Annotated in this window: 13 protein-coding genes; 3 read left to right on the top strand and 10 right to left on the bottom strand. The window is 75.1% G+C overall.

Going from position 1 to position 14,420, the window contains the following annotated elements:
• Nucleotides 1–36: 36 nt before the first annotated feature.
• Nucleotides 37–1,266 (bottom strand): glycosyltransferase family 4 protein, encoded by a 1,230-nt coding sequence (locus ACFYPD_RS07485; protein WP_387110031.1) that lies wholly within the window; start codon nt 1,264–1,266, stop codon nt 37–39.
• Nucleotides 1,267–1,410: 144 nt separating this feature from the next.
• On the opposite strand from ACFYPD_RS07485, the gene ACFYPD_RS07480 reads away from it, so the two are divergent.
• On the top strand, nt 1,411–2,007 hold the full coding sequence (locus ACFYPD_RS07480) for a low molecular weight phosphatase family protein (protein ID WP_387110029.1): 597 nt from the start codon (nt 1,411–1,413) through the stop codon (nt 2,005–2,007).
• Here ACFYPD_RS07480 and ACFYPD_RS07475 read toward each other — a convergent pair.
• A complete protein-coding gene (locus ACFYPD_RS07475; RefSeq protein ID WP_387110027.1) occupies nt 1,988–3,442 on the bottom strand; it encodes a polysaccharide biosynthesis tyrosine autokinase in 1,455 nt (484 codons plus the stop codon). The two genes, ACFYPD_RS07480 and ACFYPD_RS07475, sit on opposite strands and share 20 nt — an antisense overlap.
• A 344-nt stretch (nt 3,443–3,786) precedes the next feature.
• Between ACFYPD_RS07475 and nhaA the strand changes: the two genes are divergently transcribed.
• Nucleotides 3,787–5,088 carry a Na+/H+ antiporter NhaA gene (gene nhaA, locus ACFYPD_RS07470; RefSeq protein ID WP_387110025.1) on the top strand — a complete coding sequence of 434 codons (1,302 nt, stop codon included), beginning with the start codon at nt 3,787–3,789 and terminating at the stop codon, nt 5,086–5,088.
• A 39-nt stretch (nt 5,089–5,127) separates the two neighbouring features.
• Here nhaA and ACFYPD_RS07465 read toward each other — a convergent pair whose 3' ends face one another.
• From ACFYPD_RS07465 to ACFYPD_RS07430, 8 genes are all read right to left on the bottom strand, one after another.
• Nucleotides 5,128–5,331, bottom strand: coding sequence for a hypothetical protein (locus ACFYPD_RS07465; protein ID WP_387110023.1), 204 nt, complete (start codon nt 5,329–5,331; stop codon nt 5,128–5,130).
• 124 nt (nt 5,332–5,455) lie between these two features.
• On the bottom strand, nt 5,456–6,043 hold the full coding sequence (locus ACFYPD_RS07460) for a TMEM165/GDT1 family protein (protein WP_387110021.1): 588 nt from the start codon (nt 6,041–6,043) through the stop codon (nt 5,456–5,458).
• Between the two features lie 237 nt (nt 6,044–6,280).
• A complete protein-coding gene (egtD, locus tag ACFYPD_RS07455) occupies nt 6,281–7,246 on the bottom strand; it encodes an L-histidine N(alpha)-methyltransferase (protein ID WP_387110019.1) in 966 nt (321 codons plus the stop codon).
• A gap of 41 nt (nt 7,247–7,287) precedes the next feature.
• Nucleotides 7,288–8,034, bottom strand: a complete 747-nt coding sequence (egtC, locus tag ACFYPD_RS07450; RefSeq protein ID WP_387110017.1) for an ergothioneine biosynthesis protein EgtC — start codon at nt 8,032–8,034, stop codon at nt 7,288–7,290.
• Nucleotides 8,035–8,047: 13 nt separating this feature from the next.
• Nucleotides 8,048–9,385, bottom strand: a complete 1,338-nt coding sequence (gene egtB, locus ACFYPD_RS07445) for an ergothioneine biosynthesis protein EgtB (RefSeq protein ID WP_387110015.1) — start codon at nt 9,383–9,385, stop codon at nt 8,048–8,050.
• A complete protein-coding gene (gene egtA / locus ACFYPD_RS07440) occupies nt 9,382–10,617 on the bottom strand; it encodes an ergothioneine biosynthesis glutamate--cysteine ligase EgtA (protein ID WP_387110013.1) in 1,236 nt (411 codons plus the stop codon). The genes egtB and egtA overlap by 4 nt, the downstream gene beginning before the upstream one ends.
• Before the next feature lie 169 nt (nt 10,618–10,786).
• A complete protein-coding gene (locus ACFYPD_RS07435) occupies nt 10,787–11,671 on the bottom strand; it encodes a hypothetical protein (RefSeq protein ID WP_387110011.1) in 885 nt (294 codons plus the stop codon).
• A 16-nt stretch (nt 11,672–11,687) separates the two neighbouring features.
• On the bottom strand, nt 11,688–12,329 hold the full coding sequence (locus ACFYPD_RS07430; protein WP_387110009.1) for an RNA polymerase sigma factor: 642 nt from the start codon (nt 12,327–12,329) through the stop codon (nt 11,688–11,690).
• 557 nt (nt 12,330–12,886) lie between these two features.
• On the opposite strand from ACFYPD_RS07430, the gene ACFYPD_RS07425 reads away from it, so the two are divergent.
• Complete coding sequence (locus tag ACFYPD_RS07425) at nt 12,887–14,290, top strand: protein kinase (protein WP_387110007.1); 1,404 nt, start codon at nt 12,887–12,889, stop codon at nt 14,288–14,290.
• Nucleotides 14,291–14,420 lie beyond the last annotated feature (130 nt).

Raw genomic sequence — 14,420 nt, 5'->3', positions numbered from 1 at the left:
AGCCGTTGTGTGGCGGTTTCGTGAATACCGCTCCGGTCAGCGGCGGGCACCCCCGGCACGCGCCGAGACCTCGTGCAGCAGTCCCTCGATCCGGTCGACGCCGGCCCGCAGCGACATCTCCCGCAGGTAGGCGTCCCGCCCCCGGCGGCCCATGTCCGCCCGGGCCGGCGGCGGGATCGCCGAGGCGAGCCAGAACCGGTCGGCCAGCGCGGCCCAGTCCTCCGGCGGGCAGGACAGCCCGGCCCGCGCCCGCTCCACCAGTGCCATCGTGTCGCCGCCGGCCGACGCCACCACCGGCGCGCCGCAGGAGAGCGCGGCCTGGAGCTTGCCGGGCACCATGCCCCGCAGCTCCGGCAGGTCACGCAGCATGACGAGCTGGTAGTCGGCCGCCGCGTACAGCTCCGGCATGTCCAGTGGGGACCGCCGATCGACGAACCGCACGTTGTCGGCCTGAAGCTCGGCGGCGAGCCCCCGCACCCGCCGCTCCTCGGCTCCCGAGCCGACCAGGACCACGTCCATCCGGTCGCCCAGGGCGGCCGCCGCGCGCACCGCGGTCTCCAGCCCCTGCCGTATGCCGATCGTGCCGGCGTGCATCACCACGCAACGGTCGTCCCGGCGGATCAGCTTCCGGGCCGCCCGGCTGGGCTCGGTCGGGCGGAAGATCCGCTCGTCGGTCCAGTTCAGCACCACCCGAACCCGGTCCGGGTCGGCGCCCCCGGCCACGACCAGGTCCCGCATGGACGGTGCGGTGACCGCGACCGCGCCCGCCTCCTGGTAGATCCGGCGCAGGGTGGCGTCCAGCCGGCCCGACCACCGGCGCGTCTCCCCCGCCCGGGACGGCTCCTCCTCCGGCCAGACGTCCTGCACGTGCAGGACGGACGGCACCCGACCGAGCAAGCGCAGCAGGCCGGCCGCGGCGAAGGTGACCGCCGGAAGCTGGAAGACGTACAGGGCGTCGACGTCCCCGAGGTAACGCCGGCCGGTCAGCGCCACGCTGCCGGCGAAGGAGAGCCAGCTCGCCATCCGCGCCCCCGCGGAGCCGTCGCCGGCCGGGTACCGCGGCACCCGGCGGACGGTCAGCCGCTCGCTGTGCGTCTGGTGCCGCCAGCGCTGCCGCCAGCCCGGATAGACGTGCCCGCCGGGATAGTCGGGGAAGCCGGTGAGCACGCGTACCTCGTGACCGCGGGCGGCCAGTTCCTCGGCCAGGCTGCCCGGGATGAACGCGGGCTCGGGCGGGAAGTGGTACGACAGGATGCCGATCTTCATGGCCGCGCTCCCGGCGCGGCTTCCCGACGCGCGGGCCCCGGCACCCCGTAGGATGCCGGCATCCCCTCTGCGTCCGGCCGCGATCGCCGGAACACCGCCGTCGCGGCGCCGCGTCCCGCGACCGTGCCGACGAGAGGGGTGCAGATGGTCGACGGGGTGCTTTTCGTCTGCCACGCCAACATGTGCCGGTCACCGATGGCGGAGTTCATCGCCCGCCGGCTGCTGAGGCACCTGCCGGTCGCGGTGACCAGCGCGGGCACCGACGCTCTCGACGGGGCGGCCATGCACCCGTACGCGGTCGAGGTCGCCGCCGGGACCGGCGCGGACCCGGCGGCGTTCCGCACCCGCCGGCTCCGCCCGGAGCATCTGACCCGGGCCGCACTCGTGCTGACCGCGACCCTGCGGCAGCGCTCGGTCTGCACCGCGTTGGCCCCGGCGGCGCTGCCCCGGACCTTCACGCTCCGCCAGTTCGCCCGGCTGGCCGCCGCCGCCACGGTCGAGGTGACCGAGGCGGCCGAGCAGACGGAGCCGATCGGGCCCGCCGCCACGGGCGAGGATTCGCCGCTGCGAGCCGCGGTGGCGGCGGCCGCCCGCGCCCGGGGGCGGCTGCAACCCGCCGCCCCCGACGCGGACGACCTGCGCGACCCGATCGGCGGCTCCCCGGCCGACTTCCGGCGCTGCGCCGAGGAGATCGAGCGTTCGATCCGACCGGTGCTGGCGCTCATCGGGACAGCCGGGTGAGTTCCTGAGTGTGGTCGCCCACCGGGACCTGCTCCCCGCGCCGGGCCACCCTGGCCCGGTCGGTGGGCACGGACGGCCCGGCGGCCGGCGCGGCCACCTTGTACGCCTCGTACTGGTAGGCGTCCGCCTTGGCCACCTTGGCCATGTTCAGCACGCAGCCGAGCAGGCGCACCGAGACCGAGTGCAGGGCGTGGGCCGCGGCGGCCACCTGGCTGCGCGAGGTCCGCCCCTGCTGGGTGACCAGCAGCGCGCCGTCGGCCTGCACGGCCACCACCACGCCGTCGGTGACCGCGAGCAGCGGCGCGGTGTCGATGATCACGATGTCCGCCGACTCGCGCAGCGCCACCAGCAGGTCCGCCATCGCCTTGGAGCCGAGCAGTTCGCTGGGGTTGGGCGGGGTGGCGCCGCTGGGCAGCACCAGCAGCGACTTGTCGCCCCACCGCTGGACCACGTCGCCGACCTGGACGTCGCCGACCAGCACGTCGGTGAGCCCCACCCCGCCGTCCACGGCGAGGTAGTCGGCGACCTTCGGACGGCGCAGGTCGGCGTCGATGAGCAGTACCCGCCAGCCCGCCTCGGCCAGCGCGATGGCGGTGTTGCAGGCCATCGTGGTCTTCCCCTCGCCCTGCAGGGCGCTGGTGACCGCGATGACCCGGGCGGGCTCGTGCACGTCGACGAAGCGCAGGTTGGTCCGCAGCTTGCGGACCGCCTCCGCGCGCCGCGAGTTGGCCGCCTCGCCGACGATCAGCGGGGCCGCCTTGGCCCCGGACTCGAACGGGATCTCGCCCAGCAGCGGGCTGCCGGTGACCCGCTGGAGCGCGGCGGCGTCCCGCATCCGGACGTCGGCCAGCCCACGCAGCACGGCCAGCCCCGCCCCGAGCAGCAGCCCCAGCAGGCCGCCGATGACCAGGTTCCGCACCGGCTGCGGCGAGACCGGGTTGGAGGTCACCCGGGGGCCGCTCACCACCTCGAGCTTGATCGGCGGCGCCTTGCCGTCCGGCGGGGTCTCCACCTTCTGCACCAGCTCGATGAACTTGGCCGAGAGCGTCTCGGTGGTCTTCAGCGCCCGGGTCTGGTCGGTGTCGCTGACGGTGGCCTTCAGCAGCACGGTGCCGGCCTCCGTGGAGGTGGTGATCCGGCGCTGCACCTGGTCGGCGGTGAGCCCGAGCGGGGCCTCGGCGACGACGCTCTGCGCCAGCCGGTCGCTGGTGAGCAGGTCACCGTAGGACTTCACCCGCTGCTGGAGGAAGAGGCCGCCCTGGTAGGCGTCGGTGACGCCCTGGCTCGGCGTGGTGACGAAGAAGGTCACCGAGGCCTCGTAGCGGGGCGCCGTCCGCACCGTCACCAGAGCGGCGGCGCCCAGGGCGACCATCACCGTGACCAGCACGATCCACCAGTGGCGTCGGACCAGGCGCAGATAACCGAGAACGTCCATCACGCTCCCCCTCGCGACACGCCGGTCTGCCGATGAAACTGCACGAAAGCCCCCTAAAACCCCGGTACATGTGGCGGATCAAAACGCTTATACATGAAGTTAAGCGACTCGACGAATGTAAACGATCAGAACCGCACAGACGGTCTAAATCCTTCCATTCCCGAGCACATATCCAGGCAACCCATGGATCGTCAGGCCGCCGACGTGGCCGCCCTCCCCCTGTTAACGCCGGACACGGCCGCGTGGTGCGGCCGGGCGGCCGGCCGGATAGGGTCGGAACCGGTGTGCCGGGAAGTCTGGTCGGCGACGACTCCGCCGACCCCTGCTCCCGGAACGGACGCCGCATGACCGAGCGCCTCCCGCCGTCCCCCCGCCTGCTCTCCCGCCGGTCCTGGCCGGAGGCCCGCTTCCTGGCCGACGTGCTGCGCGCCGAGACCGTCGGCGGCGGACTGCTCCTGCTCGGTGCGCTGATCGCCCTGCTCTGGGCCAACTCCCCCTGGCGGGCCGCGTACGCCCACCTGGGCGAGTGGGTGCCGTGGCCGGGCGGCGCCGGGCTGCACCTGGACCTCAGCCTCGCCGCCTGGGCCGCCGACGGCCTGCTGGCGATCTTCTTCTTCGTGGCCGGCCTGGAGCTCAAACGGGAGTTCGTCGCCGGGGACCTGCGCGACCCGCGCCGCGCGGCGCTGCCCGTGGTGGCCGCGCTGGGCGGCATGGTCGTGCCGGCTCTGGTCTACCTCGCGGTGACGCTCGGCGCCGGCGGTGCGGGACTGCGGGGCTGGGCGATCCCCACCGCCACCGACATCGCCTTCGCGCTCGCCGTGCTCGCCGTGGTCAGCTCACACCTGCCGCAGGGACTGCGGGCCTTCCTGCTCACCCTCGCGGTGGTCGACGACCTCTTCGCGATCGTCATCATCGCGGTCTTCTACACCGCCGAGTTCCACCCGCTGCCGCTGCTCGGCGCGGTGCTGCCGATCGCCGCCTTCGCCCTGCTGGTGCGGCGCCGGCGCACCTGGTGGTGGGCCCTGCTCCCGCTCGCGGTGACCGCCTGGGCGCTGGTGCACGCCTCCGGCGTGCACGCCACGGTGGCCGGGGTGGTGCTCGGCTTCACCGTGCCCGTGCGTCCCACCAGGGGCGACGGGCCCGGGCTGGCCGAGCGGCTGGAGCACCGGTGGCGGCCGATCTCCGCGGGCCTCGCGGTGCCGGTCTTCGCGTTCTTCGCCGCCGGGGTGTCCCTGGTCGACGTCGACCCGGGCGCGGTCCTCGCCGACCCGGTGGTCCTCGGCGTGGCCGCCGGGCTGGTGCTCGGCAAGGCGGTCGGGGTGTTCGGCTCGACCTTCCTGCTGGCCCGGTTCACCCGGGCCGAACTCGACGAGGAGATCACCTGGGCGGACCTGGCCGGGCTGGCCCTGCTGGCGGGCATCGGCTTCACCGTGTCGCTGCTCATCGGCGAGCTGGCGTTCGGGCCGGGCAGCCCCGAGGACGAGCGGGTCAAGGCGGCCGTGCTGCTCGGCTCGCTGGTCTCCGCCGGGCTGGCCTCGGCGGTGCTGACCCGGCGCAACCGGGTCTACCGGCGGATCAGCGAGCGGGAGAGCCGCGACTCCGACGGCGACGGCATCCCGGACGTCTACCAGGACCGGCGCGCCTAGCCCGCGCGCCGGCCGCCCGGTGGCGGCCGGCGCGCGGGCTCAGCGTCGGCGGTCGGCCGGGCGTTCCTCGCCGTGCTCCTCGGTCTCCTCCAGCGCGTCGGCGAGCGGCTCGGTGAAGTCGTCGCCCGGAACCGCGATCTCCTCGATCCGGTCCTGCTCGTCGGGGCGCCCGCCCGCCGGCGGCTCCGGAGCCGTGGCGTCCCCGGCGAAGCCGTATTCGTTGGGCTCGTCGTGCCTGCTCATGCGCGGACCTCCCGGTCGTCCGGTTTCCTCTCGTGGCTCACGGTAGGCGGTGGTCGTCACCCGCCGCAGCGTCGCCGAGATGTTCATACCCGGCGGACGCGGTCCTCGATCATCCGCCGGTGGCTCAGGTCAGCTCGGCGACCGCCTCGAGGACGAGCCAGAGGCCGGAGATGGCGAAGAGCACGGCGGCGCCGTACCGGATGGCCTTCTCCGGCAGGTGCCGGCCGAGCAGGCGGCCCACCAGGATCGCCAGGGCGTCGGCGGCGACCATGCCCAGCGTCGAGCCGAGCCAGGTGCCGAACCAGCCGTACTTGGTGGCCAGGGTGATGGTCGCGAGCATGGTCTTGTCGCCCAGCTCGGCCAGGAAGAACGCCACACCGACGGCGACGACGGCGTTGCGGCTGCTCTTCTCCGCCTTGCGCTTCTCCTCCTCGGTCAGCTTGTCGCCGCGCAGGGTCCAGGCGCCGAAGCCGAGGAACGCCAGACCGGCGACGAGCGAGATCCAACTCGTGGGCAGCGCCGCGTGGAGGCCGTACCCGATGGCGACCGAGGCCAGGTGCACGACCGCGGTGGCCACGGTGATGCCGATGAGCACCGGCAGCGGCCGGAAGCGGGTGGCGAACGTCAGGGCCATGAGCTGGGACTTGTCGCCCAGCTCGGCGACGAAGATGACGCCGAAGCTGACCACCAGCGCGACGAGGAAACCGTCCATGTGAACCTTCCCGATCAAGCCGGGAGGAGGTACGGGGCGCCCTCGACCCGGCTGCGACAGCCTGAGTCGAAGGTCTCGCCCGCCCCGGGGAACGGGGCCGCGTGGCCGGATGCGGAACGCACCAGTATGTCGACCACGACATTGGGGGCTACTCCCCTTCGCACCGCCCAGCCTAGCCGATCACCAGCGGGCGGGCCGCGCCGGGTGAACAGGTTCACCGGCGGCGCGCCCGCCGCCTCAGTCGGCCCGGGCCAGGCTGACCCCGAAGAGCCCCTCCGGGTCGGTCCAGAACGCCTGCCGGACGAACCCGGCCGCGACCAGTTCCCGGGCGATCCCCTCGGGCCGGAACTTGGCCGAGACCTCGGTGCGCAGCTCCTCGCCGGCGGCGAACTGGACGTCCAGGTCGAGCACGCGCACCCGGACCGGGCGCTCGGCCCGCAGCCGCATCTCGATCCACTCGTGCTCCGGATTCCACACCGCCACGTGCCGGAACGCCCCCGGGTCGAAGTCCGCCCCCAGCTCCCGGTTGATTACCCGGAGCACGTTGCGGTTGAACTCGGCGGTCACCCCGGCCGCGTCGTCGTAGGCGGGCACGAGCACCGACGGGTCCTTCACCAGATCGGTGCCGATCAGCAGCCAGTCGCCGGCCTCCAGCGCCGCGCGCATCGCGGTGAGGAACTCGGCCCGCTCCGCGGGCAGCAGGTTGCCGATGGTCCCGCCGAGAAACAGCACCAGCCGCCGGCCGCCGGTGGGCAGCCGGTCCAGGTGCCGGGTGAAGTCGCCGACGATGCCGCGCACCCGCAGCCGGGGGTACGCGGCGGCGATCTGCTCGGTGGACCCGCGCAGCGCACTGACCGAGACGTCCAGCGGTACAAAACTGCCCAGGTCGCCGTGGCGGGTGAAGGCGTCCAGCAGCAGCCGGGTCTTCTCCGACGAGCCGGAGCCCAGCTCGATCAGGGTCTTCGCACCGGTCAGCGCGGCGATGTCGTCGGCGTGCGCGGCCAGCACCGCCCGCTCGGCCCGGGTCGGGTAGTACTCCGGCAGCCGGGTGATCTCCTCGAACAGCTCGCTGCCCCGGGCGTCGTAGAACCACTTCGGTGGCAGCCACTTCGGCGTCGCGGTCAGACCGACCCGGACGTCCTCCCGCAGGCCGCGGTCGAGGTCCTGCTCCTCCAGGTGGATTTCCAGTGGCTCCGCGCTCATCAGCTGTCCTTCCTGTTCCTACCGGTGTGGGAAACGGGATGTCAGGCGACCGTCAGCTCCCGGATGTCCAGCCCGGCGGCGGTGGCCACCACCAGCCGGCCGTCCGGCACGGGCCGCCAGCCGGGGTCGTCGTCGGAGGGCTCGGAGGCGAGCAGCACCGAATCCGGGGTACGGCGTACCGACAGCGCGTGCCCGGCCACGCTGGCCGCCACCGTGGCGCCGTCGGTGAGCAACAGGTTCAGCCGCGACCCGGGGGCGGCGGCGGAGACCGCCGCGACGGTCTCGGCCACCGCGTCGCCGGGCGGGGCGCCGGCCCGCAGCCGGTGCCGGACCAGCGCCCAGAGCAGCGCCGAGTCGCTCGGCACCTCCAGGGTCAGCAGGTCGCGGACGGGCAGCCCGCCGGCCAGCGGGACCAGGCTGTCCGGCCAGCCGCGGACCACCCCGTTGTGGCTGAACAGCCAGCGCCCCTCGGCGAACGGCGCGGCCGCCGTCTCGTGCAGCGGCATGCCGACCGTGGCGGAGCGGACGGCGGCCAGCACCGCGCCCGCGACCGTCACCGCGGCCAGTTCCGGCAGGGTGGTGTCGCTCCACATCGGCTGCGCCCGCCGGTAGCGGACCGGGTCGCCGTCGCCCGGGTACCAGCCGACCCCGAAGCCGTCGGCGTTGATCGTCCCGCCGCCGCGCATGTCGCGGGGCGCCCAGGACTGCCGCAGCAGCCCGTACGGCGGGTCGAAGAGCAGGCTCCGCAGGCTGACCGGCGCACCGAGGTACGCCAGATGCCGGCACATCAGGCAGCACCGCTCACGCGTGCGACTCCTCGGGCCGGGCGTCGCGGGCGCAGCGGACACCGCTGAAGATCTGCCGCCGGATCGGGTAGTCCCAGTTGCGGAAGGTGCCCCGACACGCCGACCGGTCGGTGCCGAACGAGCCGCCGCGCAGCACCCGGTAGTCGTCGCCGAAGAAGACCTCCGAATATTCTCGGTAGGGGAACGCGACGAAGCCCGGGTGGCCCCGGAAGGTGGACGAGGTCCACTCCCAGACGTCACCGATGAGCTGGTGCACGCCGAGCGGCGAGGCCCCGTCCGGGTAGGCCCCCACCGGCGCCGGCCACAGGTGCCGCTGCCCCAGGTTGGCGTGGGCGCTCGTCGGGTCCGCGTCGCCCCACGGGTGGCGGCGCGACCGGCCGGTCGCCGGATCCCAGCGGGCCGCCTTCTCCCACTCCGCCTCGGTGGGCAGCCGCTTGCCGGCCCAGGCCGCGTACGCCGCCGCCTCGTGGAAGCAGACGTGCACCACCGGCTCGTCGTCGCGCACCGGCGACCAGCGCCCGAACCGGCGGTACGCCCAGCCGTCCGCGTCGCGCCGCCAGTGCATCGGTGCGCTCAGCCCGGCCTCGACCCGGTGCCGCCAGCCGGCCGCGCTCCACCAGCGCGGCTCGTCGTAGCCGCCGTCGGCCAGGAAGGCGCGGTACTGCCCGTTGGTGACCGGCGCCGCGTCGATGGCGTACGCCGGCAGGTCGACGGTGTGCGCGGGTCGCTCGTTGTCCAGCGCCCACGGGTCGGTGGAGGTGCCCATGGTGAACGGCCCGGCCGGCACCAGCACCTCGCCGCCGACCCGGACCCGCGGCTCGGGCGGCGGCGGGGCGTCCAGCACCGGGCCGCCGGCGCGCAACTGGTGGGTGGCGAGCATGGTCTCGTCGTGCTGCTGCTCGTGCTGGACGATCATCCCGAACGCGAAGCCGTCCTCGACCAGCTTCCGCTCGGTGAACCGGATCCCGTCCAGCAGGTCGTACACCTTGTCCCGGACGGTCCGCACGTACGCCCGCGCCTCGGCCGGCGGCAGCAGGGGCAGCGCGGGCCGGTCCTTGCGGGGCTGCTTGAACGCGTCGTACAGGTCGTCGATGTCGCGGCGCACCGGCTCGCGCCCGCCGACGTCGCGGACCAGCCACAGCTCCTCCTGGTTGCCGACGTGCGCCAGGTCCCAGACCAGCGGGGACATCAGCGTGGAGTGCTGCCGGACCAGGTCGTCGTCGTCCACCGCGTCGGTGAGCAGCGCGGTGCGGGCGCGGGTGCGCTCCAGCTCGGCCGCGATCCGGCTGCGTAACTGCTCGCCCTCCGTGGCCGGCCGCTCGGTCGTGGTCACCGGTGTCCCCTCTCCGCGGCGGCGCGGCGCCGCCGGATCGCTCGGCTCGTCTCGTCGTGGATCCCGGCCGGCAGGTCCAGCCGGGGCAGGGCGGCCAGGGCCAGGTCGAACAGGGCGGCCGCGGCGGCCGCCAGGGGTCGCTCGGCCAGCCCGCGCCGGGCCGCGGCGGACCAGCGCTCGGCGACCGGGGCGGCGACGGCCAGGGCGTCCCGGGTGGTGGCCGGGTCGGCGAAGAGGGCCGCCAGCACCGCCAGCGGCACCGTCCACTGCCGACCCGGCTGGGCGTCCAGGTAGCGGACCTCCAGGTAGCCGCGCGGGCGGACCGGCGGGAAGAGCGTGGTGAGGTGGTATTCCAGGTCGTCGGTGGTCGGCGGGTGCGGCAGCGCCCCGGCCAGCCAGTCGGCGAAGGTGACGCCCGCGGGCGGTGTCCAGTCGGAACCCTCGCCGCGGACGCAGAGCAGGGGCGCGGCCAGGGCGTACGCGGTCCAGGCGGCGACCGGGTCGCCGTCGGCCCGCGCCGGGGACCAGACCGGGCGGGTGCGCGCCGGGTCGATGGCCAGCCAGGCGGCCATCCGGGTGGAGGCCCAGCCGGTGGGACGGCCGGCGTGCCGGTCCGCGGTGGCGAAGGCGGCCAGCAGCGGCGGCCCGACGGCGTGCGCGGCGGCCCACCGCTCGGCCAGCCGATCCGGCTCGCCCGCGTCCAGGCAGACCTGGAGCCCGGCGGTGCTGTACATCATCGCCCGACCGGCCGGTCCGTGCCGGTCGAGGACGCGGCGCATGGCCCGGTAGCGCGGGGTCTCCACGACGGGGCGCGGGGGGCGCCAGGGGTCCATGCCGGTGCGGCCCAGGACGAGGCCGGCGGCGTCCAGGAGGGCCCGCAACTCGGCGAGGTCGGACTCGGTGGCCAGGATGAGCGCGGCGACCGACGGTCGCGGCGCGGAGGAGATTTCCACCTGCCCGCCCGGCTCCACGGTCACGGTGCCACCGCGCCGGAGCCCGGCGGCCGGGCTGGTGGGGTCGAGGGTGACGGGGCTGTGCCGTCCCAACGCCCGGCGCAGTCGCTCGCGGCCGACCGGGCGGGTCGGGTCCGCGGCGTCGTGCACCGTCCATTCCAGCTCGACGCCGGTCAGGGTGGGTGGCCCGGTCTTGAAGCAGATCCTGGCGAGGTGCCCGCGGGCCGCCTCCTCATCCCCCAGCACGGTGGTCCGGTCCAACTCCGGCGACATCACCAAGAGACGGCTCCTCTCCCCAGGGCGGGCGACCACGCTGTCGGCCGGCGTCCGTGCCATGGCGGCCGGGCGTCGGCGGGTCCCACCATCTTCTGTCTAGCAGACGGAATCCGCGCGCCCGAGGAGATGAATTTTTGTCCGGAATCCGATTGCGGCGCGGGCGCTGCCCGGCTCAGCGGGCGGAGGCGGCGCCCGGCTTTCCGGAGCGCGAGGGCGACGCGGCGGGCACGGCGGGCGCCCCCTCCCGCGCCCCGGCCGACGACTTCGGCTCCGACTTCGGCTTGGGCTCCGACTTCGGCTTCGGCTCCGACTTCGGCTTCGGCTTCGGCTCCGACTTCGGCTTGGGCTCCGACTTCGGCTTGGGCTCCGACTTCGGCTTGGGCTCCGACTTCGGCTCCGGGGACTTCTCCGGCACCAGCGCGAGGCAGTAGTCCTCCACCCGGTCGGCGCCGCCCGCGGCGGTCACCAGGTCGGCGAACCCGGGGCTCTCCAGCGCCTTGGCCCGTTGCGGGTCGGACTTGGCCAGGTAGGCCCGGCACTGCCCGGCGAGTTGCTCGGCGCTCGCCGGCTTGCCGGGTCCACCGGAGTCGCCGGGCGTCGGCCCGGTGGACGGAACGCCGCCGGAGGCCCCGCCGGTCGGGGTCGCGCCCCCGGAGTGCGTCGGCGTGCCCGGGTCGCTCGCGCCACCGGTGCTGCCGCCCGGCGCGGTCGGGGCCGGCGGCGGCGCCGGTTCCGGGGTCCGGTCGAGGCTCACCGCGGCGAACGCGACCCCGGCGGTGGCGGTGGCGGCGAGCCCGGCCAGCGCTGCGCCGACCCGGAGGCGGCGGCGCGGTCGAGGCGGGGGGGCCGGGGCCGGGTTCGCCCGGGCGGCGCGGAACGCGGCGAGAGCCTGCTCCTCGCCGGTCAGTTCCGCCGCGGTGCCCGGGGCGGCCGCCGCGGCGAGCAGGTGCGCCAGCGGGTCGGCCGCCGCGTCGGAGGGTGTCCCGGCGCGGGCCGCGTCGAGGAGACGCTCCGACTCCGCGCGGTCGGCGGGCCCGTCGGACCGGCCAGAACTCATCCCGTTTCCCTCCACGTCAACCGTCCGCCGGCTCGGCCTTGGGCGCCTGCGGCGCCTGCCGTCCCCGGCCGGTACGGGCGCGGGGCGGCGTCGCTCCCCCGGCCCGGTCCGCCGGCTGATCCGGGTCGGCGCGCTCCAGCAGCCCAGCCAGGCGCCGCAGTCCCCGGTGCGCGGCGGTGCGCACCGCGCCGGCCCGCCGGCCGAGCACCCGCCCGGCGGTCTCCGCGTCGAGCCCGATCACGGCGCGCAGCAGCACCGCCTCCGCCTCGCGGGGCGGCAGGCTGGCGATCAGCGCCAGCGCGCTCTCGGTGCCGATGGTCTCGCCGGCCCGCTCGGCGGTGTCCGCGTCCCCGGCCAGTTCGCTGAGCGCCTGCACGGGCACCGGCAGGGCGGGCCGCCGGCGCTGCCGGCGCAGGTGGTCCATGGCCCGGTTGCGGGCGATGGTGACCGTCCAGGCGCGGAACTCGCCGCCGGTGAAGCTGGGCAGGTCTCGGGAGATCTGCAGCCAGGTCTCCGAGGCCACGTCCTCGGCGTCGGCGCCGACCAGGGCGGTGAGGTAGCGCAGCAGGCCGGGCTGGAGGCTGCGGTAGAGGAAGCGGAACGCCTCCTCGTCGCCCGCCTGCGCGGCGGCGACCGCCTCGCTCAGCTCACCGGTCATGGACCCGCCGCTCTCGCCGTGCCGACTTCCCGCACCGGCGCCCACCGGTGCCGGTGTGCCCGACGCCCGCCCGGTCGGACGACCGGACCTCCACCCGCACCATCAGTCCCCCGCTGACCTGATCGGCACCAGCACCGAAGGGTGCGGGCGCGCGTATGGACGTCGCCGTGTAAGGACGACCGTCGGCGGACATACCGTACCGGCGTCATGGGGCGGCCGGGAGCCGGGCCAACGCTAGGAGCGGACGGTGGGTTCGACAAGGCGCCGCCCGCCGGAGAAAGAGTGAGAATTGTCTACGGTCTGGCACGGCGCGTCGACGTAACGAATGCGACCCAGGTTTCGCTGCGGTCCGGTGAACTGAGACGAAACACCAGGTCAGAGCCGGACACACGAACCTCCGGGCACATTTTCCTGCCCGATCGTACGCGATTCGTCACGGTCAGCCGATCGGTGCGGGGGCGGCTGACCGTTCGGCCGAGCCGCCTCGGGCCGCCCGCCGGTCGTGACGGGAGACATCGCGGGAAATACTCCGCGGCCACTCTGGGTACGGTATTGACGTGTTGACTTCCGACGTCGTACTCAGCGGTCGGTACCGCCTTGATGACCGTGTCGCCACCGGCGGCATGGGCGACGTCTGGCGTGCCACGGACCTGGTGCTCGGCCGTCCGGTCGCGGTGAAGGTCCTGCTGCCCGCACTGGTCTCCGACCCCGACTTCATCGCCCGCTTCCGCTCCGAGGCGCGGATCATGGCGTCGCTGCGCCATCCGGGCGTGGTCCAGGTCTTCGACTGCGGCGAGGACGAGCTGCCCGACGGCAGCCGGGCGGACTACCTGGTCATGGAGTTCGTCGCGGGCGAGCCGCTCTCCCGGCGGATCGAGGCCGCCGGGCACCTCGGGGTCGGCGAGACCATGTCGATCGTGGCGCAGGTGGCCCAGGCCCTGCACGGGGCGCACGCCCGGGGCATCGTCCACCGCGACGTGAAGCCGAGCAACCTGCTCGTGCAGGACGACGGCACCGTGGTGCTGGTCGACTTCGGGGTGGCCCGGTCGACCAATGTGACCAGCATCACCAGCACCAACGCGGTGCCCGGCACCGCCCTCTACATGGCCCCCGAGCAGGCCGCCGGGCGGCCGGTCTCCGGCGCCACCGACGTCTACGCGCTCGGCGCGGTGGCCTACTGCTGCCTCACCGGCAGCCCGCCGTTCACCGGTGACAACCCGCTCCAGGTGGCGGTCCGGCACCTCGACGACGAGCCGCCGGAGCTGCCGGTGGAGATCCCGCAGCCGGTCCGGGACCTGGTGGCCCGGGCCCTGGCCAAGGACCCGGCGGACCGTTACCCCACCGCCGCGGCGATGGCCGAGGCGGCGCGGGCGGCCGGCTCCGAGTCGCCCACCGCGATGGTGCCGGTGACGCTGCGCGGCGCGACCGGGTCGAGCCGCACCCGCGACGACCTGACCGCCGCCGCGCCGGGGGCCCTGGTGGCCCCGGCCCGCCGGCCGGGCCGCCGCGGCACGCTGGTCGGCGCGCTGGCCGCGGTGCTGGTGGCGCTGACCGCGCTGGGCGCCGCCCTGGGCGCGGCGAAGAACGCCGAGGCGCCGGCCACCCGGATCGACACGACCGCACCGGCGGTTGCCCCGAGCAACTCCGTCGCGGACGCGGCGGTCACCGAGGGGCCGCCGACGGACGAGGGCGGCCACAGCTACCGCCCGGTGAACCCCACCGGCCGGCCGTCGACCTCGGGCTCGGCGACGCCGAGCCCCTCCGCGAGCGGATCGGTCCAGCCGAGCCCGTCAGGCGTCCCGTCGACCCTGCCGACCGCACCGAGCACGGCCCCGACCACCACCTCGCCGCCGGTCGAGACGACCGCGCCGACCGAGACCACGACCACCACGACCGCCCCCGCGGACGGCGGCGAGGGCGGGGGCGACGGCGGCGGCGCCCAGCCGGTGTCCGAGCGCTGACCCAGCGGCACCCGGAGCCGACAACGCCACCCGGCGGCACCCGGACCGGGCGGCACCCGGACCCGAGCGGCTTCCGGACCCGGTCGAGCCGGCCCCGCAACTGTCGCGGGACCGGCTCGACGCGTCTCGG

The sequence above is a fragment of the Micromonospora sp. NPDC005299 genome (assembly GCF_042872345.1).
Lineage (GTDB): Bacteria > Actinomycetota > Actinomycetes > Mycobacteriales > Micromonosporaceae > Micromonospora.
This window is presented reverse-complemented; position numbering and strand designations above follow the sequence as displayed.